This is a genomic window from Methanosarcina barkeri MS, assembly GCF_000970025.1.
GTDB classification, from domain to species: Archaea; Halobacteriota; Methanosarcinia; order Methanosarcinales; family Methanosarcinaceae; genus Methanosarcina; species Methanosarcina barkeri.
In genome coordinates this window covers 2,787,543-2,811,565 of the sequence record NZ_CP009528.1, presented here as the reverse complement: position 1 = coordinate 2,811,565, position 24,023 = coordinate 2,787,543, and the positions used below count along the sequence as shown (strand labels likewise).

The following is a 24,023-nucleotide window of genomic DNA, read 5'->3' as shown; positions in this document are numbered from 1 at the left end:
AACTTACTTAATTTATTGAACTTACTTAATTTATTGAACTTACTTAATTTATTGAACTTACTTAACTAACCTCTAATGCTTATGCTTCAGGCATGCGGCTCCATCCTGCAAATCTGGTGAGATAGTGTATCAAAAAATACTTCAAAAATTTACGTCTCTGTTTCCCCTCTGGGCGGTTCTCTTATCTGCTGTTGCATATGTTTATCCTGAGTACTTTGCTCCCCATCAGGGACTTATTGTACCTTTTCTAAGCCTTATTATGCTTGGGATGGGTATCACTCTCTCGGTGGACAGTTTCCTTGCAGTATTGAAGAGACCTTCAGCAGTCATCCTAGGCACCTTGATGCAGTACACAGTTATGCCGCTTGCAGCCTGGATAGTTTGCCTGGTTCTGAAGCTTCCACCTGATCTGGCTGCGGGCGTGATCCTGCTGGGCTGCTGTCCGGGCGGTACGGCTTCGAATGTGATATCTTATCTAGCGAAAGCCGACGTGGCTCTTTCAATAGTGCTTACCTCGGTTTCTACCCTTCTCGCTTTTCTAGCAACGCCTTTCCTTACTTGGGTTCTTATAGGTCAGACCGTGGAAGTCGATGTCATGGGTATGCTTGTGAGCGTTGTAAAGGTGGTAATTGTGCCTGTTGTGCTCGGGCTTGCAATCAACTACTTCTTTGAAAAAAAGATAAACGCAGTGAAGGATGTCTTTCCGGCAATCTCAGCCGCAGCCATAGTAATTATCATCGCGGTGATTATAGGGACAAACAGTGCGAATCTTGGAAAGAGCGGCCCGCTGGTACTGCTTGCAGTGATCCTGCATAATGGGCTTGGCCTTGCAGGTGGTTATGGGGTTTCAAAGGCCCTGGGGTTCAGCGAGACCGAAGCAAGGACTATTGCAATAGAGGTTGGAATGCAAAATTCCGGCCTTAGCGTCGCTCTTGCGATAAAACATTTCACAGCAGCAGCCGCGCTTCCGGGTGCGATATTTAGTATATGGCACAACCTGTCCGGAGCTTTCCTTGCAGGACACTGGTCAAAAAAGAGTATATCCGTTCCTGATGAAAGTAAGGTGCCTTCCAAAAAGGGCATCCATAGTAAGAAATTGGGGTGAAATCTGGAGATTTCACAAAAAGAGGTTGGGAAGCAGGAAAAATCTGGTGATCTCACATAAGTTCCCAGGATTTTTCCTGTATTCATCTAATTTTCTTACATGCGTCTTTGGTTAAGTGAGAAATCGTGATAAATTGTCTTCAGTTCCACAACATTTATTAAATATTATAATAGATTATGTGGCGAAACGTGGTATTGATTTCATGTAAACAGGCCAAAATTTAAGGCAGGTTTCTAATGCAAAATTGATAGTTTTCAGGAAAGAAAATTTCTTAACCAATGGCCAGCGAATTTAATTCTCTTGAAACTGATTCTACACTTTCCCTAAACTTCTGAATGCTACTTTTTGAATTCTTAATTCTAATAAAGTTTCCACTTTGTTCTCCACTTTCAGTCAGTATACAGGCTTCATGCACATTCCTTTCAGCCTATATCTGTTTTATAAAAATTAATTATAAAAGTAAAGCTGCATATTATCCTTTATACGATTTACTGGGACTTTTATGGTGAACTTGTGAGTTTAGAATAAACCCGGGTTCAGAGATAGCGGATCAATTATCCATCACGTTTGATCAGTTGTTTTCCACCAAATCAGGATATGAACAACTGGATGAAAGAATAGCTAAGATGAAGGAGAACAAGAAACATTTATTGAATATACTGATTTTACTAGAGTTTCCGCTGCATTGTTATGTAGCGGAACTGGCGGCGAGAGCAAAGGTCAGAAAATGGGATGTGAACTTTCAAACCATAACAGAGGAAGTAACAAAGACAAATGACACATTTATGACGATTGTTCAGACATGATGATTGTTCAGACAGCAAAGAAACTAGGTGTAAGTGCATATTAGTACATATGTGATAGAGTCGGCAGTACATTTGAGATGCCATCTCTGGCTCAACTCATCAGAGAAAAAAGTTCATTGAGTGAAAATTGAAAGTTGAGAGCTTTTCACTCAATTTGAAGAGGACACACAAAGAGTTATAAAAAACTCCCCACTCCTCTTTCTACTTGATCCGTTTTACTTTTTAACTAAGGAGCTCATTACTTTTTTACTGTAATATATCCTGAAATGGTTTTAGTATTAATGCCAGCAGTATTCTTTACTGTTAAACTGACAGTATATGTTCCTGCTTTTGAATACTTGTGAACCGGATTCTTAGCGAATGACTTTGATCCGTCTCCAAAGTCCCATTTCCATGCAGCAAGTGTTCCTGTGCTTTTGTCAGTAAATTTTACATTCAGTGGAGACTTTCCTGAAGTAGGAGAGGCTGAAAAGGCAGCAACTGGTTTTGTTACAACTTTTATATATTTTGTTTTTGTTACCGAGTTACGCCCTGCCGCATTCTTTACTGTTAAGCTAACAGTATATGTTCCTGCCTTTGAATACTTGTGAACCGGATTCTGGTGGTATGACTTTGACCCGTCTCCAAAGTCCCATTTCCATGCAGCAGGTGTTCCTGTGCTTTTGTCAGTAAAGGTAACCTTTAATGGTGTTTTTCCAGAGGTAGGAGATGCAGAGAATGCAGCAACTGGTTTTGTTATCACTTTTATATATTTTGTTTTTGTTACCGAGTTACGTCCTGCCGCATTCTTTACTATTAAGCTAACAGTATATGTTCCTGCTTTTGAATACTTGTGAGTTGGGTTCTGGAGGTATGACTTTGACCCATCTCCAAAGTTCCAGAACCAGGAAGTTGGGGTGCCAGTGCTTTTGTCAGTAAAGGTAACCTTTAATGGTGTTTTTCCGGAGGTAGGAGATGCAGAGAATGCAGCAACTGGTTTTGTTACCACTTTTATATAGCCTTTTTTTGTTACCGTGTTACTGCCTTTAGTATTCTTTGCTGTTAAACTAACAGTATATACTCCTGCCTTTGAATACTTGTGAGTTGGATTCTGGACGTATGACTTTGATCCATCTCCAAAGTCCCATTTCCATGAAGTAGGTGAGCCTGTACTCTTATCAGCAAATGTTACCTTCAGTGGAGCATTTCCAGAGGTAGGGTTCGCAGAGAAATCTGCTACAGGAGATGTACTTCCTGTTGTGGTGAAGGCCTTAATACATACATTCGCATCTGTAGCATATGTCGTTATGTCGCCCCAGGTTTGTCCATCAGAACTAATAAAACTCTCTCCAGCATTTGCTGTTGCTTTACTACTGTAGCCTGAGGATGGCATTTCTAAAGCAATCGGATAACCATATCCAGAGGTCGTAAGCTTCAGGACTACTGAGAACTTTTGACCGGCTTTGAGATTAACTTTGGAATCCAGAGGAATCGTGTGATAGCCTGCATAAGGGATTTTCCCGCTCTTTGAAATAACCGGGCCGGCTTGAGTTACAGGGCTGGACGAAACGTCAGTATATATATAAAGGATATATTTGCAGTTTGAGTCTGTAGTATAGAAACTTACGGCTTTGAGGACCTCATCGGATTTTGCAGTGAAGATATTTGCACCCCATAAGGTAGTAGAAGTGTCTTCTTTGCCGCAATCTGTGACCCATCCAAGTGGGTCATACTGATAGATATTTTTATAATTGTCAGTATTTTCTGCCGTGAAGACAGCGTTTGTATTGCCTATATTGGAGTCATAATACGAAACATAAAAATATCCGTTTTCACCAAAACCTGTACCCCAACTATTTTTCACGATAAACGCGCCATTTCCGGGCGGAACATGGGTAAAGTTATTCTTATCATATGAATCGTCCCAACCCACAATAGTTACAGCATGGTCAGAGTACGAAGATCCATCATAGTAAAAACTATTTGTATCATTAGAATAGCAATCGTCAAAGTCGTCACCACCAGTATATATACCTGTATCGACAGCTCCGTATTTTTCAATTGCAGATTTTATTTCGTTGTTGTCCTTAGATCCCTGCCTGCCAGGAAGGACTAAAACATTCTGTACATGTTGGTATACAGGAAGTCTGAGTTCATCTGATGAATATACTGATGAATCACTATATGGGTCATTACTTTCCTTCACGGGTCCACTCCACCGAGCCAGGTAAGCAGTAGACATAAGTATATTTCCCCCATCTGAATAATCAAACCCTTCTGGGGCATCACTGGAAAGCACGTTTTTAAGATTATTTTCTGAAAAATCCCAGCTTTTTCCAGGCATTAAATATGATTCTAAAGACCCGTAGGTTGCAAATGTCCAGCAAGTTCCTGCTTTACCCTGATCTTTCACAGGAGTGACTTTGTTCAGTGTCCTGAGGTCATATCTAGCTGGATAAGATACTGTACTGCCAGAAACAGTACGGAGATGACTAAGATCCACAATTGTGGGGAATAAACCCGTTTTGTGTCCGTTAATAGATGGTTGACTGGAAATTTTTTCCTGTTGATACTTTACAAAATCAGGGTTTTTTGGCGCAAATGCAAGCTGTGAAACTTTGTTATTATCTGATAAGTTCGTATCAGCTATTGCTATAGATGAGCCTATACTCAAAAGCAGGACAAGAAGTCCGCTGAGGATTACTACCCTTTTTTTTACATTTAAATTATTTTTTGTATTGCATTTTTTAGTCATGATTAGAGCCTTACCTATATTATTTACGTTATTTTATAATATTAAATATTTTAATATGCAAACTTTCCTGCATATATCACCCATCAAATTAATGTTTCAAAAATTTCGATTATAATTTTCATAAATATTCTAATTATTTCGATTAATGAGTAAAATAATAAAACAATTTTCGTTATATAGTCTTTATGACTTATTTAACTTAATACCAAAATCTAGTGATAAATGTAAAATCCAAAATCATTAGATTTTGTAGTTGGGCCCAATCCTTGTGATACAATTTCGAGATTAAAGTTTTTAGATATCGAATATTGATTTTGACGAAAACCGGATTCTTCTTGCTAATTCAGCTTGCTAATTCAGATTTTCAATCAAGAAATGCAAAAATCACTAGATTTTGGAACAGAGTCCATTTTTCGGATGAAAAAAAGATTGTCTTGAAATCTAGACATTACTTAAAAAATGGTTAATTAATCATATGCCGTGCAGTTTGGGTAATAAATTAGCCAGTTCAAACAGACTAAATCCAGGAAGCCTATCTTTCTCTGTTTGCTGCCATGAAGATTCCTATAAATCACCCTGGCTCCAATAAAAATCAGAAGACCAGAGGCAATCCAGAAAGCATATTCGGAAACGAAGCCACTCATTGCACTTCTTCCAAACCAGCCCAATATTATCATTAAAGCTTGAAAGCCCCCAAAAAAATTTTAGGTATCGCTGACCGAAAATTTATTCTGCCCTGTCTTTTATCGATCTGCCTACTAATTTTCTGTAAGCCCATTCAATACAGAAGCAGCAGAGAAGTGTGATTAAAAGCAGTTCCAGAGTTAGTTTCGAATTCACAAATTCATAATAAACTAACACTCCAAAGAAAATCAAGCTACTTAGAAGTGAAGCCAAAATTACCCAGCGTTTCGCTCCGGTTTCTTTTAAAAGATGCAGATGAGAAGTATTAACGGCTACATAAATTATAAGCAGGGAGGTACTTGTGAGCATACCTAGTCCATCCAGAGAAAGGAAGTTAGCCATGAGTATCACAAAACCGGATGTAATCAAAAGTTCTTCCGTTCCCCTTTTCCAGATTTTTCCCTCAAAAAATAAAGGCAAACGTCCTTCTTTTGCAAGCAAATAACTTATGTTTGCTCCCCGTAAAGAGAAGCGTTTATCGCAGAAGAAGTTGAAATTAGAGCGGCGAAAGCCATAACCTTGAAACCCAGAACTCCTAGAAAAGGTTTTGCTGCAGCTGCAAGTGCATAGTCTTTTGACTTTTCGATCTCAAAGGTTGAGAGGTTCCCAACTACTGCAAGGCTAACTGATGCGTAGATAATAACGACAAGTGCAATACTCAGATAAATTGCTCTTAGAAGATTGGTTTCTGGATTTATAATGTCTTCCGCAGCATTGGTTATCAGTCCAAACCCCTGATATGCAAGAAATATAACTCCAACCCCAAAGAGAATACTTATGGAGTCTGGCCATGCAGAAGCCGAGAGATTTCCAGTATATTTATGTAAGCAATACCTGCAGTCGCAAAGAGTAGCAATATACAAAACTTTATCGAAACTATAAATAGTTCGGATTTTCCTACGGCTTTAGCTCCTATAAAATTAATTGCCGTAAATCAGGATAATTGTATTTGCAAAAATCTTATCCCATACCTGCGCTGAGCCTGGAGGCAGGAAGATTACTGCATAAGAAGAGAAACCTTTTGAATAAAGAGCAAGTGCGAAGATGTAGCTTATCCAGAGCAAAAGATTAAGCTCTCCACTTAAAACTCCATCTCCGAACCCTTTTAGAATAAATTCTACAGGCCCTCCAGTAGATTGGTATCTAACCCCAATTTTTGCGTAGGAATAAGCATTTAAATGCAACTACTCCTGCAATGATAAAAGAATCTATACTGCATTTCCTGAAATCTGAACAGCTGTCCTGAAAATAGAAAATATCCCGGCTCCAATCATACTTCCGACACCTATTGAAGCCGCAGCATAGAGCCCCATCGATCTGGTCCCAGTCATAAAACTCCAAATTTAAAATTTCTCTGTTTAAAACCAGTCCACTGAGATTCTTTTGAATGTCATCACTTTCATGAAAAGATATAATGTTAAATTTGTAATATAAGTATAATATTAGTTTCTATATTAGTTTCTGGATAGCCTTATATGATAAAACCGAGATATATTTACTTTTAAACTTTTAAAAATCTCTTTAATAATTTATAAAATAATTACTGTTTCCAGCTAAGCATTTCAAAACTATAAGGAATCGTGAACATAAAGGATATGACAATAGGTATGAAAAAATATGGAAACAACATTCGATCTGGAGAATATAACTGGGCTTTCAGAAGAAGAGGCCGCTGCGATACTTAAGAACGAAGGCTATAATGAGCTGCCGTCCCAGAAGAAACAGAGCCTTTTTTCTATCTTTCTGAATGTCCTTAAAGAACCGATGTTGCTTCTCCTTTTAATTGCAGGTACGATTTATCTATTTCTTGGGGAAGTTAGAGATGCTTTTATACTGCTAGTTTTCGTTTTCGTGGTTGTGGGTATAACATTTAATCAGGAAATAAAGACCGAAAGAGCCTTAGAGGCTTTAAAAAATCTTTCAAGCCCAAGAGCTCTTGTGATAAGAGGCGGGGAACAGAAAAGAATTCCAGGGAGAGAAGTCGTTAAGGGAGATATCATAATTTTGAGAGAAGGAGACCGCATCCCGGCAGATGGAGTTGTGCTCTCCAGTACAAATCTTCTGGTAGATGAATCCTTACTCACAGGCGAATCACTGGCTGTTAGAAAATGCGAATCTACTGGCTTAACTCACTCCTTGAAACCTGAGCAGCTCGGAGGAGACGATCTCCCATTTGTATATTCAGGAACCCTGGTAATTCAGGGTCATGGAGTAGCCCAGGTAAGCGAAACCGGAATACATACTGAAATGGGAAAAATCGGAAAAGCTCTGGGGACGATAGCCGAAGAAGATTCTCTACTCAAAAAAGAAACCGCACAAATTATAAAGACCTTTGCTATTTTTGGAGGAATACTCTGCGCAGTTGTAGTTATAGTCTATGGTTTGACCAGAGGAGATTGGCTGCACGGTCTGCTTGCGGGACTGAGTTTGAGCATGGCCCTCCTTCCCGAAGAGTTCTCAGTAGTTTTATTGATATTCCTGAGTATGGGAGTCTGGCGTTTGTCCAAAAGAAATGTGTTAGTACGACGGATGCCTGCAATTGAGACGCTCGGGGCTTCAACCGTACTTTGCGTGGATAAAACAGGGACTTTAACCTTAAACCGGATGATTTTGAACTCCTTATTTTCTAAAGGCGAGTATTGTGAACTCGAGAAAAATAAATGCCTGCTTGAGAAGTTCCATGAATTGCTTGAGTTTGGATACCTGGCAAGCCAGCGGGATCCTTTTGATCCTCTTGAGAAAGAGATAAAAAGAAACACTGAAAAATTTCTTTCTAATACCGAACATATCCACGAAGAGTGGAAAACTGTCAGGGAGTACCCTCTCTCAAAAAACCTGCTTGCACTTTCAAACGTATGGAAATCCCCAGATTCCGGAAAATACGTTATCGCTACAAAAGGCGCACCCGAAGCAATTTTTGACCTGTGCCATCTGAGTGAAGCCGAAAAAGAAGAGTTATCAGCTCATGTCCAGGAGATGGCAAACCGGGGTTTGAGGCTTCTGGGTGTGGCCAAAGCCAGTTTTCAGGATGACTCTTTGCCTGAAAAACAGCACGATTTTGAGTTCGAATTTATAGGACTGCTGGGATTTGTTGATCCTGTCCGGCCATCCGTCGCCCAATCAATAAAGGAGTGTTATAAAGCCGGAATAAGAGTCATTATGATTACCGGAGATTATCCAGGTACAGCTCAGCATATTGCCAGGCAGATAGGTCTAGAAAATCCAGATAAATATATTACCGGTCCTGAATTGGCAAATATGGATCAACAGGAACTTTCTGAGAAAATAAAAGTAACAAACATCTTTGCCAGGGTTGTGCCCGAACAAAAACTGACAATTGTAAATGCTTTAAAACAAAACGGGGAAGTTGTTGCAATGACAGGAGATGGGGTTAACGATGCTCCTGCTCTGAAATCGGCTCATATTGGAATTGCGATGGGGGAAAGGGGCACGGATGTAGCTCGTGAGTCTGCATCGATTGTTCTTCTGAACGATGATTTTTTTTCCATAGTTGCAGCCGTCAGGATTGGAAGGCGGATTTTCGATAATCTCAAGAAAGCAATAGGGTATATATTTTCAGTCCACATGCCTATTGCAGGACTCGCTCTGTTCCCTATATTATTTAATTTGCCTCTTGTCCTTTTGCCTGCACACATAGCATTTCTGGAATTGATAATTGACCCTGCCTGCTCAACAGTCTTTGAGGCTGAACCCGAAGAGAAAAATATAATGAACAGATCGCCTCGAAATTTGCAGGAAAGAATGTTCGGAAGAAAAAATCTGGCTCTCAGTCTGGTACAGGGAATAAGTATGCTTGCGGGAGTGATTGCTGTTTTCCTGTATGCCTTACATATGGGCAAGGGCGAAGCGGATGCACGCACACTTACCTTTGCGACACTTGTAATCGCAAACCTGACTTTAATTGTGGCAAATCTTTCCTGGTCCCAGAGCCTCATCAAAACGCTGTCTTCCGAGAACAAAGCCTTGAGATATGTGCTGGTCGGAGCACTTTCAGGTTTAGTTCTGGTTTTGTATGTGCCGGCTTTAAGAAGTATGTTTCGGTTCTCACTGCTGCACGGTGATGACTTGCTAATCGTATGTTTGGTGGGGACTCTAAGTATTGCGTGGCTCAGATTGCTCAAAAGCCAAATAAACAATAATATCTGACAGTAATAATCTGACAGTAATAATCTGACAGTAATAATATCTGCCAAACCTGGAGAGGTAAGTACTGAAAAATAAGTGTTCCTGTTCAAACTGGATAGGTATCTGTTCAAATTGAATGGGTACCTACTCAAATTTGATGGGTGATTATTCGGATCTGATGGAAAAGTGGCTCTGTATAAGTTAAAAAGCATAACTTTATAAAATATAACATATTTAAACATATTTAATTATTTTCTGGATCCTGATTGGGATCCTAATTGGTTTCGGCACTCAGTTTGAATGAGAATATAAACTTCAATGGTCCAGAAAGTATGAAAACTCTCTACGTTTATAGAGACTTTTGAAAAGCCTCTGTTTCTGGCTGGATTGTCAAATTATTTAAGACATATTAGTAATTCTTGAACTGAGGTTTCTGAATCCTCAGTATATTCCGAAAGCTCAAAGTTAAGGAATTTCCGAAAGCTCAAAGTTAAGGAATTTTTCGTTTTTGGAGTGCAGTAGTAAAATATGTCCAGTAGTTATAATAAATACTTATATGAAACTGAGAAATTATTTTAGCCAATAAATTATTTTGACTAATAAATTATTTTAGCCAATAATAAAAGAAGCATATCAATAGAGAAGTATTGACATGGCAGATCAAAGCTATTTTATCGATATATTCTTGCATCTGGATGCCCACTTAAGAGAAATAACAAACGAATACGGTTTATTAACGTATTTATTATTGTTCGCTATCATCTTTTGTGAGACAGGTCTGGTGATAGCTCCTTTCTTACCAGGTGATTCTCTCATATTTGCAACCGGAGCTCTGGCTGCCAGTGGCTCGTTTAATTTATTTATTCTACTTATTGTGCTATGTCTTGCAGCTATTGCAGGAGATAATGTCAATTATCACACAGGTCATTTCTTAGGAAATCGAGCAACAAATCGTGAAAATATACGGTTTATTAAAAAGGAGCAGCTTGACCGTACACACTTATTCTTTAAAAAGTATGGGGTAAAAACGATAATTATGGCCCGTTTTATCCCTGTTATCCGTACATTTGCACCGTTTGTAGCAGGGATTGGAACAATGCCTTATTTGACATTCGTTAGCTATGATACCATCGGGGGAGTTTTATGGGTAACTTCATTCCTTTTTGGAGGATACTTTTTTGGGAACTTGCTAGTTGTAAAGGATAACTTAAGCTTTTTAATACCTGGAATAATTCTTGTTTCGTTACTTCCAGGCATTATTGCGTATATTCAGAGCAAACGTGACCCAAAAGGCACATGATAGAGTGAAGAGTATGATAGAGTAAAGATCTTCGAGATATCCTTCAAGATGCCCAAAATTCCTTCGTTATTATCAAGACTCTCAAGAGTGCTTGCATAGTCAGAAATTCGGTTGAAAATTCGGTTGGCTTGAATAGCCAGAAGTTTGGTTGTCTATTAAAAGCGCAAGGTTCTAAAAGTAAATTCAGAGTAGGAGATCTAAATAGAAAAACTGTTTCTAGAAAAGTGACGCAGAGCCTTTGTGGGGTATTTCTTTGAGGATGGGAACTTTGATAAAAATCATCGTGACCCTTTTACTGCTCGCAGCAGGTGTATATCTTGTCCGCAGTTACTGGATAGAGATCATACCTGTTCTGGAAGAAATACTGGGAACACTCAGAGAAACAAAGCTACGTTATGTTTTTCTAGCGATCTTGGTATACTTGCTGAGTGTATACTTATTTTCAGTCCGCTGGCAGCAGGTTCTCTACTGTATTGACTACAATCTATAGTTCCTTACTTAACAAATTACACTTTTTATTTGCTGATGGAAAGTTTCCATCCATCTCTTTGCAAATGACAATGAGTTTTCTGAGTTTTCTACTCTGATAAACTCTTTTTTGATGATGTTTCTTAAATGTTGTTTAGATTGAACAAATGTGACAGATACTTTTCTTTTTATCGTTTTCCATACATATTCTACAGGATTTAGATCTGGTGAATATGGTGGTAGAAACACAAGTATAATCCCTAATTCTTTGGCTTTTGTTACTGTTTTTATTGAGTGATGTGTTTTTGAATTGTCAAGTATAAGCACAACTATTTTTCCTTTGTTTTCTTCCACTATTTTTTCCAGAAATTCACATACGTTTTCTGCCTTTGAACAATTCTTGAATTCAATAAGATTATTTCCATTAAGTGAATAAAAGGCAAATGCATTTGCCTTTATATAATCAGTATTTTATATCCTCAAAAATTTTTTAAAAGACCATGAACGTTGTGTATTAGCTTTTGTTTGTGGTGAAGATTCATCCAGAAAACCTATGACAGATTGTTCATCTGGACCAATATGTTCTGGAATTGCTTCCGTTAACTTTTTGTAAAATGTCTTCTGCGTTCTGTGGTTTTCGGTAATCTAGAACATAAGGTTTAGAATGATACATGTTAAAACTATGTAGTATTACTCCTATTTGCTTTTGTGAATATTCTACATCATATTTTTCCTTTAGTAAAATGAAATATGTTAAAAATCAATAAACATAACAGAATAAACATAACAGAAAAGGGAACCCACAAGGGAATTACTTTAGAGCTCAATACATACCAAGAATTTACCAGAAATTGCCTGGAAAATTGTACAATAATAGAACAACTGTTGAAAGAATAAAGTTAGAAAACACGACCTGACAAGAGCACCAGGAGCTTTTAGAAGGTTAAATATCTGAGTAATTAAATGTAATTTTTCTTAAAAAAGGGAATTTAATGCTTTTAATTTAAGATTAAAGCACTCAATTTGAAGAGGATACCATTAATTGAAAAATTGGCAAAGGCTCAAATCTTTTAGAGTCAATCAGGCGCTACAGGACCACTATGCCTGAAAAACATATTTTTTTATTCATTGAAGATATTGTGTTAGCTACGCTGAATACGGATAAGGTTGTTTCATTTCCAAATTATGGTTTTACAGAAAGCGTACCAAAATTTTGTAGAAAATGAGAATGATTCTATGTTAGATTCTACGTTATCATAATACATCGAAAATTTTTCTACCGATGCGGACGATGCTTGCACCCTCTTCTATTGCTATTTGATAATCGTCTGTCATTCCCATTGATAGATACTGGAGATGTTTTTTTAAATGCTTCTCTGCTTTGTCTTTTAAGTCTTTTAATTCTTTGAAGTATTTTCTTGAATCTTCGGGGTCTTCATTTTTTGGCGGGATTGTCATCAAGCCTTCAAAACTTAAGTATTCGAGGGTTGATATTTGGTCTAGAAGCTTTAAGAAGTCACCGGGCTCTAATCCAGTGTGTTTTTTATCGTCTGTCTTCACTTGTATGAGGATTTTCTGGATTCTTTTTTTATTTTTTGCTGCATTGTTTATTTTTTCGGCAAGTTTGTATGAATCAACACTTTCTATCAAGTAGGGATTTAGGTTTACTACTTTTTTTGCCTTGTTTAACTGAAGTGTGCCGATAAAGTGGGTTTTTATCTCAGGTGAAAGATATGGGGCTAAATCTTTCATCTGTTGATAATGATTAAAGCCGATGTCTGTAACACCTGCTTTTATGGCTTCGTCTATTTGTATTTTTGACGCGTATTTTACTGCGGCGACAAGTGTTATATCAGATGGTATAACTTTTAAAAGTTCGGTTACATTGTCTTCGATCATATGTTATCATTGTATGCAGAGATTTGTAGAATTTTGTCTCTTTTATAATAAGTGTTTCTGGTACGAAGTAATCGTCTTATGGAATCTGATTAGATATTATATATGAAACTAAACTAAGTAGACCTAAAAATTAGTTACGGTTAAATTGTATTCTCTGTAGTAGGATCTCAAATTAGCTCCTAAAATTCCGAATCTAATTTGAGACTCATACCTTTTAAGCTTAAAAGGCTCGCATAAAATCAATCAAAGTTGCGCTGACGCACCCCACTGCAAGTAAGTGAGTAGAGTCGTGCCACCGTTCCAAATATCCGTTTTTCCGATTTGGTCTTAATACTTTATAACTAAGCAGTTATTTTCAATCCATACAAAACAACGAAGAGCCATTTAGTAAGCTGGAGTCAGTAACAGAAAAATGGAATTGAAAATCATATTATCATCAAGAGTTTGCGGAGTTAATAAAAATTTGCCGTTTTTTCAGCAAGTAAACAGGATAGGAAACGAAAGTAGATCTTGAATGTTGCAGTTGTATTTTTTAAGATGGTCGGAAATCTTATATGAATAGGCAAAAAAATTTACTGCTATAAGCGGATTCGAACGCCCAAATTCCTACAAGAATATGCTCTAACATATCGCTTTTGACCTGGATCTTTGCCGTAACTCAGCTGAAATTAAAACAGAACTAGAGAAATTAAGGAAAAGATATTAAGCATAAACAGAAAAATCTTAATAAATTTAGTGCGGGAGAAGGGATTCGAACCCCTGAACGTCTGCACGAACAGATCTTGAGTCTGCCACCGTTGACCGCTTGGTTACTCCCGCATTTACGGAATCCAATAAGGTAACGATAGAACTAACATATAAACCTAATCCTGTAAACAAACTATTCTGCAAAATCCTACAATTAGAGTCTCTTGGAAATTAAGTGAACTCTATAAGCAAGCCAGTTATGTAAAAATTTAAATTCGGGAGCTATTGCCAATGTTTAGTTCGGTTTTCGATTTCAGACCTTCCGACTTCAAACTTTAAGTCTTGCCTTATTTTTGGGCTCCTTCGCCTGAACTGTTTATATGAACCCAGTCAAGGTACTCCTTTTCTCCTTCAATTCCCCAAAATTCTATTGCAGGCATCTCATACGTATGTAGCGACTTTACGAGCTTTGTGACTTCTTCAAAGCGTGAAGAATCCGTTTTTACAAACATTGCAATCTCATTATCTTCTTCAATCTCTTCCTTCCATCGGTAAACCGAAGAAACCGGAAACATATTCACGCAGGCTGCAAGCCTCCTTGAAACCAGCTCTCTTGCAATCTGTGATGCGTTCTCCATATTTCCAGCTGTTATACACAATTCCAAGCATGAGCAGACACCTCATGGAAACTTGATCTTCATGGAAACCTGATCTTTACGGAAACTTGATCTTCACGGAAACCTGATCTTCACGGAAACTTGATCTTCACGGAAACCTGATCTTCACGGAAACTGATTTATTGAACAAAATATTCACTTAAAGCACATTATTTTCTAGGTAAATAATGTCTATCGCCCTGACCTTAGAACTACTGGACATTGGCTGTATAACTTCTCAACATAGGATTTGATAAACTTCCATATATCTTTTTATATAATTAAAATGTATTGTTATATGTCCTTTTCTAGATAAGAGTCTTTTTAAAAGGAATGGCAATATATATTGATTAAAATAGTAAGGCATACTATAACATTTTTATATCATATTGAGCAGTAGAATTTAACATGACGAATTAATTGGCTCAGAACTTCAGACGCAGAGTTATATATCAACAATATTAAAGTTTATAGATATACAACAACAATAATAAAAATCTATAGATGTATTTTTCCCAACAGTTTTAGATCTACAGTTTAATTCAAAATTTATACTAAAATTTATACTAATTAGCTTAATTCATAGCTGGCCAAGTTTATAATTAACAACTGGTTAGCCGGTTAAATTAACAACCAATTTAACATAATTCACAATACTTTACGAGCCTATCCCAAAAGTCATTTCGTTCTTAATCATCAAGAATTTTCAGGATTGTTTTCATGATCAGAAACTTGATTGATTGTTCGGAATACAGGATTCAGAGAAGCAATTTTGAGTTTTGGGATCAGCTCTACGTTTAATTCATGAACGGTTAAGCTTAATTATAATTTGTTCAGTTCAATAACTCGGAGAATTTCCTTGAATGGCACAAGCATTGCACTGAGTATTTTTTTACTGTACTGGCTCGCAGTTTCCGTTCTTGACAGGAAAGGCATTCTGGAGAAGTATAACATAAGCACTTTCGGGCCGCTTCCCATCCTTATGATCAGGACAACTAAGGGTCTCAAACTGCTCGATGTACTGGCCCGTCCAAAGTCTTACTGGAGAATCTTTGCAAACCTTGGGATCTTGTTGATGTTTGCAGGCATGATTGCAATGTTCCTGGTCATAGCTATCTCGGACCTTGGGCTGTATACTTCTTTCCTTAGCGGAAACATGCCTGATCCGGGAAAGTATAATTCTCCGAGAAATATCTTTCTCATTCCGGGATTAAATGAGTTCATTCCTCTTACCTGGGGAGCTATTGCACTTATAGTCACGCTTGTCGTGCATGAGTTCTCACATGCGATTCTCTGCAGAGTTGAAGGCATCCGGGTCAAATCTATGGGCATCCTGTATGCCCTGGTCCCCATAGGAGGTTTTGCGGAGCCTGATGATGAACAGCTTTTCGGGACGCAAGAAAAAACAGAAAGAGAACTTCCGCTGACAGCCACAATCGAGGAAATCGAAGAATGGGAAAAAGAAGAAAAAATAAGGCAAGAAACTGAGAAAACAAAGCCTGATGAACCGAAATCCGAGCCTGTAATAGGTGCAACAAGAACTCAGAGGTCCAGGATTCTTGCAGCAGGTGTTATGGCCAATTTCACCGTGGCTTTTATCGCTCTCCTGCTCTTCTTCGGGCCTGTACTCGGGGCAATCGCGCCCTTAAGTGATGCAATGATCCTGAGTGTAAACGAAAGTTCTCCGGCTGACCATGCAGGGCTTGAGAACGGCATGATAATAACGCAGATTAATGATACCAATATCACAACAGCCGAAGATCTGCTAACATACCTCGAAAAAACCCGGCCTGGAGACACCGTTCATATCTATGCTACAAAAAACGGCACAGTCTCCACGCATGATTTGCAGGTTGCCTCAATCCCTGAGGACTATATTGGAGGAGTGCCTGTAGGAGGAATTGTTTCGGGAAGTCCCGCAGAAGCTGCAGGGATCAAAACCGGAATGACAATGATCAGGATCAACAATACGAAGATGCAAAATGTTTCAAGTTTCGTAAGTTTTATGGAAACAACCAAAGCAAACCAGACTGTAGAAGTAGAACTTCTTCCCTCTGAAAACTACACAGGCAACCTCACTGAAAAAGGCACTGTCGTTTTCGATGTGCAACTGTCATCCAATTCGGAACATGATTACGGTTTCCTTGGAGTTATGTACGGAAATAATGCAGTTATGGAATTACCGATGCTTGGAATCTCCATGTTGATGCCTCAAGCAAAACTGTATCTTGAAGCCCTGAAGCAAATCCCATCCTTGCTAACCATACCTGCAGGCTGGATCATTCTTTTTGGACTTCCAATCTATGGATTTGCAGGGGAAGGATTCCGAGGCTTTTCAGGTACCTTCATGCAGTTTTATCAGCCTGTAGGCTGGGCAGAACCACTGGGAATCGGGATTTTCTGGATTGCAAATACCCTTCTCTGGGTTGGATGGCTGAACTTTTATGTCGGACTGTTCAACTGTTTGCCTGCAGTACCCCTGGATGGAGGACACGTGTTTAAGGATTCAATCTATTCCTTTGTATACCGGCTCACAAGGAACGATTCAATATCAGAAAGAGTCTCAAACTCTATCACAGCGAGCTTTTCAATGTTAATCCTGTTCTCGTTTATCTTTATGATATTCGGGCCTTATATAGGGCAATGGATGTAATTGACATCGAAATTTCAGACTGAACCCTGGCGCTCACGAGGGTCATAAAGCTTTGGGTTTAGTTTCTTTCCAAACTTTTTATTTATGTAAAAATCTTTCAACTACTTTTACATTAAACACTTTTTACATTTAATCCAAAAATTATTTGCATAATATTTTTGTTAAACTGGAGATATATAGAATTATCAGATATTTACAGGATTTCAGTAATGGCTATAAGGCGCTTACCAGTGCGGCTATAAGATGTTTTTCAGTAGATAGTTACAGACGTTAGCAGAAAAGCTACAAGACATTTACAAGACGTTAGCAGTAGAAGCTACAAGACGTTAGCAGTAGAAGCTACAAGACGGTACAAGACGTTTACAGGTGACAGCTACAGGACGATTCAGCTTAACCTTATCAGGAAAATTCAGGCAGGGATTCAAAGATGGTTACTTCCGGGCGAAAGAATGTCAGTTTTATAACAGAGTTTCGGAAGATACTGCACAGACATCCCTATCTGACATATAAAATAGTGGCTGTGTTCCTGTTTATTACCTATGTTCTGACTTTCGAGTATCTTATGATTTCTGAGAACCAGCTCGAAAATGCAAACCTTATTACTGCTATCTACTGGGCCACAACCACCATTGCAACAGTCGGGTATGGCGATGTGGTTTTCACTTCCCTGCCAGGAAGACTTTTTACTATAATCGTACAAATTCTGGGCATAATCTTGATTTCTGGTTTTCTTATAACCTATATTGTTGCTCCATGGATGGACAGGGTTATCAAATTCAGACTGCCGAGAATGGTCTCTTCAGGCATGAAAGATCACATAATTATCTGCGGATACAATCAACTGGTTGAAACCCTGATAGACGAATTGACCGAGGAGGATATGCTCTTTGTGATAGTCGAAGAAGAAGAAGAGCTCATCAGGGAGCTTGTTTATAAAAATATTTCCTGCATTTTCGGGTCTCCGACTGATAAGCAAACCCTTATGAACGCTGGTATAGAGAAAGCCAAACTCCTTATTGCAAATAAGTCGGATGAAAGAAATGCGAATATCGTTTTGACTGCCAGGGAATTTCATTATGTCAATATTATTGCCATTGTCGAGGACCAATCTAACTCAAGATACCTTAAATATGCAGGAGCCGATACGGTCGTATCTCCTAAATCGATGTTCGGAGAGTTTATTGGTAGGAAGGCAATGGACAGGCTTGTAAGCCGGGTTACGGGAGCGACTGAGATTTTTGAGGGTGTCCATATTGTTGAGTTTCCTGTTTACCTGAAAAGTCCTCTTATAGGTAAGTCGCTTAAGGAAATTTCCAGCCAGCAGCTTACGAGTGCAAAGATTGTAGGAATCTGGAATAGTGGGACTCTATCTTTTGATCCCAAGGAAGAAGATATTGTCCGGGAATACCGTTTTGCTTGCTGTAGGGACCCATAAAGAACTTTCAAAACTGAAGAAGCTGACACATTGATCAAATATTTAAAACTGAAAAATCAGAAACTGTGACGATAAAAGGACATAATTATTAAATTTCGTTTTATAAACTGGTAAAAGACGAGATTTAAAAATAAAAGATTTAAACTTAATTTGGCAAGTGTAATTACAGGACATGGGAGCAAAAATGGAGTCAAAAGGGCACCTTATAGTACTGGGATATGGAGATGTTGGAAAGAGTATAGTGGACATACTTTATAGAAGCCCATTCCGCTTTGTAGTTGTGGACTCAAATGACAAGGTTTTTGAAAATGTTGACTTCGAACATCTCGTTGGGAATGGGGCAGATGAAGACATACTGCTTGCAGCTGGAGTGAAGACAGCCTCTTTTGAGTTTGTGGCTCTTAATGATGATACCAATGTTATTTTCGCGACTCTCATTTCCAGGAATCTGAACCCGGAAATTACCATTGTAGCAAGGGCAAATTCCGTAAAATCAATTGAAAAGATCTACAAAGCAGGAGCCGATTACGTGGGTTCTCTTTCAATAGTAGCTGGCCAGATGCTTGCCAAAATGACTGCAAACTGCATGGGAAAAAGCTGTAGAATCGATGAGGATATAATGCTTTACGAGGGCATAGAAATCGAGAAATATCGCGTTGACAGAGGATCTCCTCTTGATAACATATCAATAGAAGAACTTGACTTGGAAGGACAGATCGGTTGTACTATAATAGGCATCGAACGCGGAAACCTTGTCACGACGGCTGTTAAAAAGCAGACAATAATAAGAGCAGGAGATACTATTGCAGTTGTGGGAAGCAGCAAGCAGATTTCAGAGTTTAAGGAAAAATATGTTAATTAAAAGGCTTTTTTAAAACTTATTTGACTGATAGTTTCCAAACTTGGAGAATATTCAGTATTTATCACGATTTTTTACATAATCGAAGATGTATGAATACAAGTATAATTGTTTTTAGCATTCCTATATTATTAGTTTATATACGTTTTTAGTATTTATAAACTTACTTTTATTAACAACGTTTATTTATTTAGATAGTCAAGTTTTTGTATATAATAACTAATCTTATCAATTTATATATAAATAATTTTTTATCTTTCTAATTTAGACTAAAAATTATATAGTTAATATTTAATTTTTTCTAATTTTACTATAAGACAAAAGTCTTATTAATAATAAATTGATATTAAATATTAAAAAACGTGCTGTTTAAAATTTATATATATTTAAAAATTTTTTGTCAAAGTTAAATATTAAATTTAAATAAAAATAATTTAAAAATGTTTTGTATTTTAATTAATATATTAGATTTAAACAGAGGAGTTTCTTGTGAAAATTAATAACTATGTAAACAACATAAAGCTCGTGAAATTAAAAAGAACAAAACTTGTTCTCGGGTTTCTGTCGGTGTTTCTTTTGCTTGGTCTATTTATTTCTCCGTCAGCAGCTAAGACTGACTGGAAGATCTCTCCCTCCAATCCTACTGTGGGAGATACTCTGAAAATTAAAGGTACGGCTTCTCCGGGAGAGGACCTCATAGCTCAAGTTTCTTTTGAAAAGGAACTCCCGGTTACCGAGGGCAGATACCATTATTTGCTTGAAAAAATAAAGATACCTAGAGGTGAAGATAACCTCCTTACACTCAAAGGTGAAGGAGTAGAAAACCTTAATGTAAGCGTAACAAAACTATTCTTTACCAAAAAACTGTCTTCCGATGCACCCAGAGGAATTGCAACTGTTTCTCGGAGAAATGTTCCGCCTCTGACTTACAAAGTTCTTATTGACGGCGACGCTCTGAGTACCCCAAGTAAAGATTCTTCTGTAAAACTTACAGTTACGGCATCTCAGACCCTAAAAACCAGTTCAAAAGGGAAATTCAACTTTAATTACCACACTTCTTCAATGCCGGCGGGCAAATACACCATATATATAGGAGATTCGAAAAAGACAATTGAGCTGAAGCCTGGAAAGAATAAATGGCACTTCTGAAATTCAATTTCATGAAGAGCACTATTGAGAGTTATATTTGCCAATATAAGCCCCGAGATACTATAAACATACAATAGTATGAATAAAATAAACAGAAAGAATAAGCAGAAAATGCACATGGAATTTTTCTAATTACAGACATAAAGAAATGAAAATAATTGAAAGAACTTTCATTGATAAACTCTTATTGATTAAAAATGAATCAAAGTTGCTCTGGTGCACCCCGCGGCAAGCAACTGGGTATGTTCGCGCCCTCACTCTGGTTATAATGATTTATTGAAAATCGGTTATTTTCATTTGGTAACGTGCTATTTTTCTTACCGTTTTTCCTGCTTTTCAACATAGCTTTTGATTAAATAGAATTTGCATTCACATAACCTGTCATGTTATCTCCAGCAGCATTGTCTTTTCCTTTGAAGATCCAGACCAACTCCCACAATTCTTCATAAAAGATTATATTACTTAAAACCATCTTAAAATAACTAAGAAACATACCTGAGTTTAAGATGTGATAGTATGGAAAGTTTATCTACAGGGATTGAAAGGTTGGATATGCTAATGGATGGAGGCTTTCCTAAAGGGAAAAGCATTCTGGTTACGGGTCCTCCAGGCTCTGGAAAAACTATCCTCGGGATTCATTTCCTGCACAGGAGTTGCGAGCAAGGCAAGAAATGCATATTAATTCTTACAAGAGAGCTTACGGAAGACATCCTCAGCCAATCCCGAAGCATCCACCTTGACCTCAAGCCTTTCGTTGAAAGTAAACATCTCAGTATAAAGAATATCTTTGAAGATAAAATGAACAAAATCAAAAGCGCTTCTAAATTTGGAAAAGGGCTATGTGCTGTGGATACTGATATAATCGAGTATCTCAGCTCCATGTCTTCGGAAGTTGATGTTATAGTCATCGACAATATAGGGGTAATGGCCATAAACCATGACATAAGAGAATTTGCTGATGAATTCAGTTCGATAAGCATTATACTTCTAAAAAAAGGGTGCACAAGCCTTTTTGTCATGGATGAGGACTCCTATAACCTTACCCACAGGCTTACTGGCTACATGGTTTTCGGGCTAATCCGGCTCACTTCACAGGAGAATTTCAACTACGGAAAGACAAAGAAATATCTTTACGTTGAGAAAATGCGAGATAAGGCTGTTCCGGTCAAGTATTCTCTATTTGATATTACCCCAGAAGGAATCAAAATTATTACAGGCATGAATGACCTATTGGAAGCATGAATGACTCATTGGAGGGGTGAATGACTTATTGGAAGCATGAATGACTCATTGGAGGGGTGAAGGATCTATTAGAAACATGAAGGATCTTACAGGCATGAACGAGCTATTGGAAGCATGAAGGGTATATTAGAAACATGAAGGGTATATTAGAAACATGAAGGACCTAGTAGAAGTACAAGTAGTCTATCAATAGTAGAAAATCTAAATACTGAAAATATGAGATGACAACTTTCGGGTTATGGTCATTCCCTTAACCTTAAATTTACGGAAAAACTGATCTCAGGTCTTTGGTGAAAACGGAATTTCATTCTGCCTTTATAAGGAATTCACAACAATTATTCCTGTTCCCTATAGTCTTCAGTGCCTCTACACTGAAGTCAGAGTCCACTTTCAAAGTTATATCCGAAAAAATTTTTCGGGTCAGGGTGCATAAAATAGGATTTTTACGGGCTTCTTCTCCTTTCCAGGGGCACTTTGTTCCCCTGACTATCCACGAACTTTCTTTTTCACCCTTTTCAGAGGAAAAGCTTCCACCCAGCTGATTCATTATCTCGGCACAGACCTTTCCTGCATAAGCGAAGTCCAGTTCTCTGTTTTCAAGGTGATATGTGTCGAGCAGCATTTTTTCGACCATGCCTGTCATCTGGTTAATTATGATCCTCTTCTCCTCATTGGAAACAAACCTTAGCAAAGTGGGAATAATTGCAGTAAGGATACTCTGTACCTGGTTTTTTATCTCAAGGCTGTTGCGGTCAGCTACCAGCCGGTCATGCATGCATTTTATTCTGAGTAAGGATTTTACTCGGGTCTTAAGCTCAAGCCTATTAATAGGTTTCGTAAGGAAATCATCAGCTCCGGCTTCAATCCCTGTTATTCGGTCTTTAATATCAGAAAGAGCAGTGAGCATCAAAACCGGGATGAATTGAGTTTCGGGGTTGTTTTTGACAATTTTGCATACCTCATAGCCGCTTACTTCAGGCATCATAACATCCAGTAAGATCATATCGAGCTTTTCTTCCTTTAGTTTCTGGATAGCCTCCTTTCCACTGCTGGCAGTAATAAGGGCATAGGTCTCCACTGAAAGGTAAGCCTCTATAAGCTCTATGTTCTCAGGCACATCATCGACGATCAGGATTTTAGGTTTGATATTTTCATTCTGCAAGGTTTCATCCCCTGGATTCACGAATTACAATCCCTTCAGACGTGATTTCAAAAATAAACATCTCAGGGGAAATGGGGGTGCTGCGCATCTTGGGTATGCTCAGGTAGCGCTCCATTTTTCCAAGATACGAGTTTTCCCTTACTAACAGGTGAATAGACCCATAGACCGAGTATTCAGCAAGCTGGTAAGTCATCTTGTGTGCGGAATCATCCATGATTAAAAGAGCTGTACAGCCTTTTTTCCTTACCATGTAGTTTAGCGCATCAAACTGGTCTCTGAGCTTTTTTATGGAAATCCTGAGAGCAAAGGTACCTATGTTATCAATAACGAGGCATTCCGTTCCTTCATGTATTAATTCTATCAGACTCGGGATTTCGAGATTCAGGCTTTCAGGCTTAAACCCGTATCTGGTCTGTCTTATTATTTCCGAACGGCTTTCAAAGATATTTTGTATAATAAGCTGTCCGTTCTCATAGTAAGGTGTGAGGTCGCGTCCTAACATGCTTGCCTGATAGAGAATATCTTCAGGACTTTCCTCAGTTGCGACAATCACACATTTCCTGCCTTCAAGACAGTTTTTATAAATGAAATGAATTCCAAAGATTGTTTTCCCGCTTCCTGCTATACCGGTTATAAGGGTTACTTTATTTGCAGGATAACCCCCACTCAGCTTCCTGTCCAGCTCCTCTATGCCTGTTGAAACCCTTTCCATTTTTGCAAATCCTCACTCTTTCTGTACTTTACCCTTATAGCTTCCCGGACTGTGAATTAATATCAGACTATTAACTTGAAGGCTTAGAACAGTCTCTAAATGACCCTGAGATTTAGAAGCTGTTTATATTAAAGAAACGTTTATTATTTTTCATTAGTTATACAGTAATTTCATGAGAATTATATACGTTTCATAAGAATTATATACGTTTCATAAGAATTATTTAATCTATTTTTTTGACTCAGTTTGTACTGCTAATTCTGTCGTACTTACTATATATTTTTATTCACTCTTCTGTCATCCTCATTTAATTTGAACATTTTGTA

At 38.0% G+C, this 24,023-nt stretch carries 18 protein-coding genes, 1 tRNA gene and 2 pseudogenes; 9 read left to right on the top strand and 12 right to left on the bottom strand.

Annotation, left to right across the window (positions count from 1 at the left end):
- Nucleotides 1-124 precede the first annotated feature (124 nt).
- On the top strand, nucleotides 125-1,105 hold the full coding sequence (locus MSBRM_RS11335) for a bile acid:sodium symporter family protein (protein ID WP_275042319.1): 981 nt from the start codon (nucleotides 125-127) through the stop codon (nucleotides 1,103-1,105).
- A gap of 1,044 nt (nucleotides 1,106-2,149) precedes the next feature.
- On the opposite strand, the gene MSBRM_RS11325 is transcribed toward MSBRM_RS11335, so the two are convergent.
- The 6 genes and pseudogenes from MSBRM_RS11325 to MSBRM_RS21780 form a co-directional block, all read right to left on the bottom strand.
- Nucleotides 2,150-4,645 (bottom strand): C1 family peptidase, encoded by a 2,496-nt coding sequence (locus tag MSBRM_RS11325; RefSeq protein ID WP_080943704.1) that lies wholly within the window; start codon nucleotides 4,643-4,645, stop codon nucleotides 2,150-2,152.
- A 467-nt stretch (nucleotides 4,646-5,112) separates the two neighbouring features.
- A pseudogene (locus MSBRM_RS11320) lies at nucleotides 5,113-5,334 on the bottom strand (manganese efflux pump); the annotation flags it as partial.
- A 37-nt stretch (nucleotides 5,335-5,371) separates the two neighbouring features.
- Nucleotides 5,372-5,770, bottom strand: a complete 399-nt coding sequence (locus MSBRM_RS21410; RefSeq protein WP_203397914.1) for a hypothetical protein — start codon at nucleotides 5,768-5,770, stop codon at nucleotides 5,372-5,374.
- A gap of 5 nt (nucleotides 5,771-5,775) precedes the next feature.
- The gene (locus MSBRM_RS21405; RefSeq protein WP_203397915.1) at nucleotides 5,776-6,192 is read right to left on the bottom strand and encodes an amino acid permease; all 417 of its coding nucleotides are present in this window, start codon (nucleotides 6,190-6,192) and stop codon (nucleotides 5,776-5,778) included.
- Nucleotides 6,193-6,249: 57 nt separating this feature from the next.
- On the bottom strand, nucleotides 6,250-6,513 hold the full coding sequence (locus tag MSBRM_RS21400) for a hypothetical protein (RefSeq protein ID WP_203397916.1): 264 nt from the start codon (nucleotides 6,511-6,513) through the stop codon (nucleotides 6,250-6,252).
- A 24-nt stretch (nucleotides 6,514-6,537) separates the two neighbouring features.
- Nucleotides 6,538-6,660, bottom strand: a complete 123-nt coding sequence (locus MSBRM_RS21780; RefSeq protein ID WP_255361907.1) for a hypothetical protein — start codon at nucleotides 6,658-6,660, stop codon at nucleotides 6,538-6,540.
- 286 nt (nucleotides 6,661-6,946) lie between these two features.
- Between MSBRM_RS21780 and MSBRM_RS11310 the strand changes: the two genes are divergently transcribed.
- The 3 genes from MSBRM_RS11310 to MSBRM_RS11300 all read left to right on the top strand — a co-directional run bounded on the left by MSBRM_RS11310 (nucleotide 6,947) and on the right by MSBRM_RS11300 (nucleotide 11,265).
- Nucleotides 6,947-9,496 carry a cation-translocating P-type ATPase gene (locus MSBRM_RS11310; RefSeq protein WP_048155766.1) on the top strand — a complete coding sequence of 850 codons (2,550 nt, stop codon included), beginning with the start codon at nucleotides 6,947-6,949 and terminating at the stop codon, nucleotides 9,494-9,496.
- A gap of 631 nt (nucleotides 9,497-10,127) precedes the next feature.
- Nucleotides 10,128-10,775, top strand: a complete 648-nt coding sequence (locus MSBRM_RS11305; protein ID WP_048116764.1) for a DedA family protein — start codon at nucleotides 10,128-10,130, stop codon at nucleotides 10,773-10,775.
- A gap of 253 nt (nucleotides 10,776-11,028) precedes the next feature.
- Entirely contained in the window at nucleotides 11,029-11,265 is a 237-nt protein-coding gene (locus MSBRM_RS11300; protein ID WP_054865061.1) for a hypothetical protein, read from the top strand.
- An 8-nt stretch (nucleotides 11,266-11,273) separates the two neighbouring features.
- Here MSBRM_RS11300 and MSBRM_RS19605 read toward each other — a convergent pair.
- From MSBRM_RS19605 to cutA, 4 genes and pseudogenes are all read right to left on the bottom strand, one after another.
- A pseudogene (locus tag MSBRM_RS19605) lies at nucleotides 11,274-11,985 on the bottom strand (IS630 family transposase); the annotation flags it as partial.
- A gap of 512 nt (nucleotides 11,986-12,497) precedes the next feature.
- A complete protein-coding gene (locus MSBRM_RS11290; RefSeq protein WP_048116770.1) occupies nucleotides 12,498-13,142 on the bottom strand; it encodes a YggS family pyridoxal phosphate-dependent enzyme in 645 nt (214 codons plus the stop codon).
- A 736-nt stretch (nucleotides 13,143-13,878) separates the two neighbouring features.
- A tRNA-Leu gene (locus MSBRM_RS11285) sits at nucleotides 13,879-13,961 on the bottom strand.
- A gap of 215 nt (nucleotides 13,962-14,176) precedes the next feature.
- The gene (gene cutA, locus MSBRM_RS11280; RefSeq protein ID WP_048116772.1) at nucleotides 14,177-14,467 is read right to left on the bottom strand and encodes a divalent-cation tolerance protein CutA; all 291 of its coding nucleotides are present in this window, start codon (nucleotides 14,465-14,467) and stop codon (nucleotides 14,177-14,179) included.
- An 877-nt stretch (nucleotides 14,468-15,344) separates the two neighbouring features.
- Here cutA and MSBRM_RS11275 point away from each other — a divergent pair.
- The 5 genes from MSBRM_RS11275 to MSBRM_RS11255 all read left to right on the top strand — a co-directional run bounded on the left by MSBRM_RS11275 (nucleotide 15,345) and on the right by MSBRM_RS11255 (nucleotide 21,823).
- Nucleotides 15,345-17,138 carry a site-2 protease family protein gene (locus MSBRM_RS11275; RefSeq protein WP_048116773.1) on the top strand — a complete coding sequence of 598 codons (1,794 nt, stop codon included), beginning with the start codon at nucleotides 15,345-15,347 and terminating at the stop codon, nucleotides 17,136-17,138.
- A 427-nt stretch (nucleotides 17,139-17,565) separates the two neighbouring features.
- A complete protein-coding gene (locus MSBRM_RS11270; RefSeq protein ID WP_052712860.1) occupies nucleotides 17,566-18,573 on the top strand; it encodes a potassium channel family protein in 1,008 nt (335 codons plus the stop codon).
- Nucleotides 18,574-18,757: 184 nt separating this feature from the next.
- Nucleotides 18,758-19,435 (top strand): potassium channel family protein, encoded by a 678-nt coding sequence (locus MSBRM_RS11265; RefSeq protein ID WP_048116779.1) that lies wholly within the window; start codon nucleotides 18,758-18,760, stop codon nucleotides 19,433-19,435.
- Between the two features lie 486 nt (nucleotides 19,436-19,921).
- Nucleotides 19,922-20,581, top strand: coding sequence for a hypothetical protein (locus tag MSBRM_RS11260; protein WP_052712858.1), 660 nt, complete (start codon nucleotides 19,922-19,924; stop codon nucleotides 20,579-20,581).
- A gap of 516 nt (nucleotides 20,582-21,097) precedes the next feature.
- Complete coding sequence (locus MSBRM_RS11255; RefSeq protein WP_048116781.1) at nucleotides 21,098-21,823, top strand: RAD55 family ATPase; 726 nt, start codon at nucleotides 21,098-21,100, stop codon at nucleotides 21,821-21,823.
- Nucleotides 21,824-22,127: 304 nt separating this feature from the next.
- Here the strand turns inward: MSBRM_RS11255 and MSBRM_RS11250 are convergent, their stop codons facing one another.
- Together MSBRM_RS11250 and MSBRM_RS11245 are read right to left on the bottom strand one after the other, a co-directional pair.
- Nucleotides 22,128-22,985, bottom strand: coding sequence for a methanogen output domain 1-containing protein (locus MSBRM_RS11250; protein WP_048122717.1), 858 nt, complete (start codon nucleotides 22,983-22,985; stop codon nucleotides 22,128-22,130).
- A 4-nt stretch (nucleotides 22,986-22,989) separates the two neighbouring features.
- Complete coding sequence (locus MSBRM_RS11245; protein ID WP_048116784.1) at nucleotides 22,990-23,697, bottom strand: ATPase domain-containing protein; 708 nt, start codon at nucleotides 23,695-23,697, stop codon at nucleotides 22,990-22,992.
- Nucleotides 23,698-24,023 lie beyond the last annotated feature (326 nt).

Excerpts from the sequence above, each read along its gene's own strand:
- MSBRM_RS11305 (WP_048116764.1), top strand. The coding sequence starts at position 10,128 with ATGGCAGATCAAAGCTATTTTATCGATATATTCTTGCATCTGGATGCC.
- MSBRM_RS11325 (WP_080943704.1), bottom strand. The coding sequence starts at position 4,645 with ATGACTAAAAAATGCAATACAAAAAATAATTTAAATGTAAAAAAAAGG.
- MSBRM_RS11290 (WP_048116770.1), bottom strand. The coding sequence starts at position 13,142 with ATGATCGAAGACAATGTAACCGAACTTTTAAAAGTTATACCATCTGAT.
- MSBRM_RS11245 (WP_048116784.1), bottom strand. The coding sequence starts at position 23,697 with ATGGAAAGGGTTTCAACAGGCATAGAGGAGCTGGACAGGAAGCTGAGT.
- MSBRM_RS21780 (WP_255361907.1), bottom strand. The coding sequence starts at position 6,660 with ATGACTGGGACCAGATCGATGGGGCTCTATGCTGCGGCTTCAATAGGT.
- cutA (WP_048116772.1), bottom strand. The coding sequence starts at position 14,467 with ATGGAGAACGCATCACAGATTGCAAGAGAGCTGGTTTCAAGGAGGCTT.
- MSBRM_RS11265 (WP_048116779.1), top strand. The coding sequence starts at position 18,758 with ATGGAGTCAAAAGGGCACCTTATAGTACTGGGATATGGAGATGTTGGA.
- MSBRM_RS11270 (WP_052712860.1), top strand. The coding sequence starts at position 17,566 with ATGGTTACTTCCGGGCGAAAGAATGTCAGTTTTATAACAGAGTTTCGG.
- MSBRM_RS11255 (WP_048116781.1), top strand. The coding sequence starts at position 21,098 with ATGGAAAGTTTATCTACAGGGATTGAAAGGTTGGATATGCTAATGGAT.
- MSBRM_RS11310 (WP_048155766.1), top strand. The coding sequence starts at position 6,947 with ATGGAAACAACATTCGATCTGGAGAATATAACTGGGCTTTCAGAAGAA.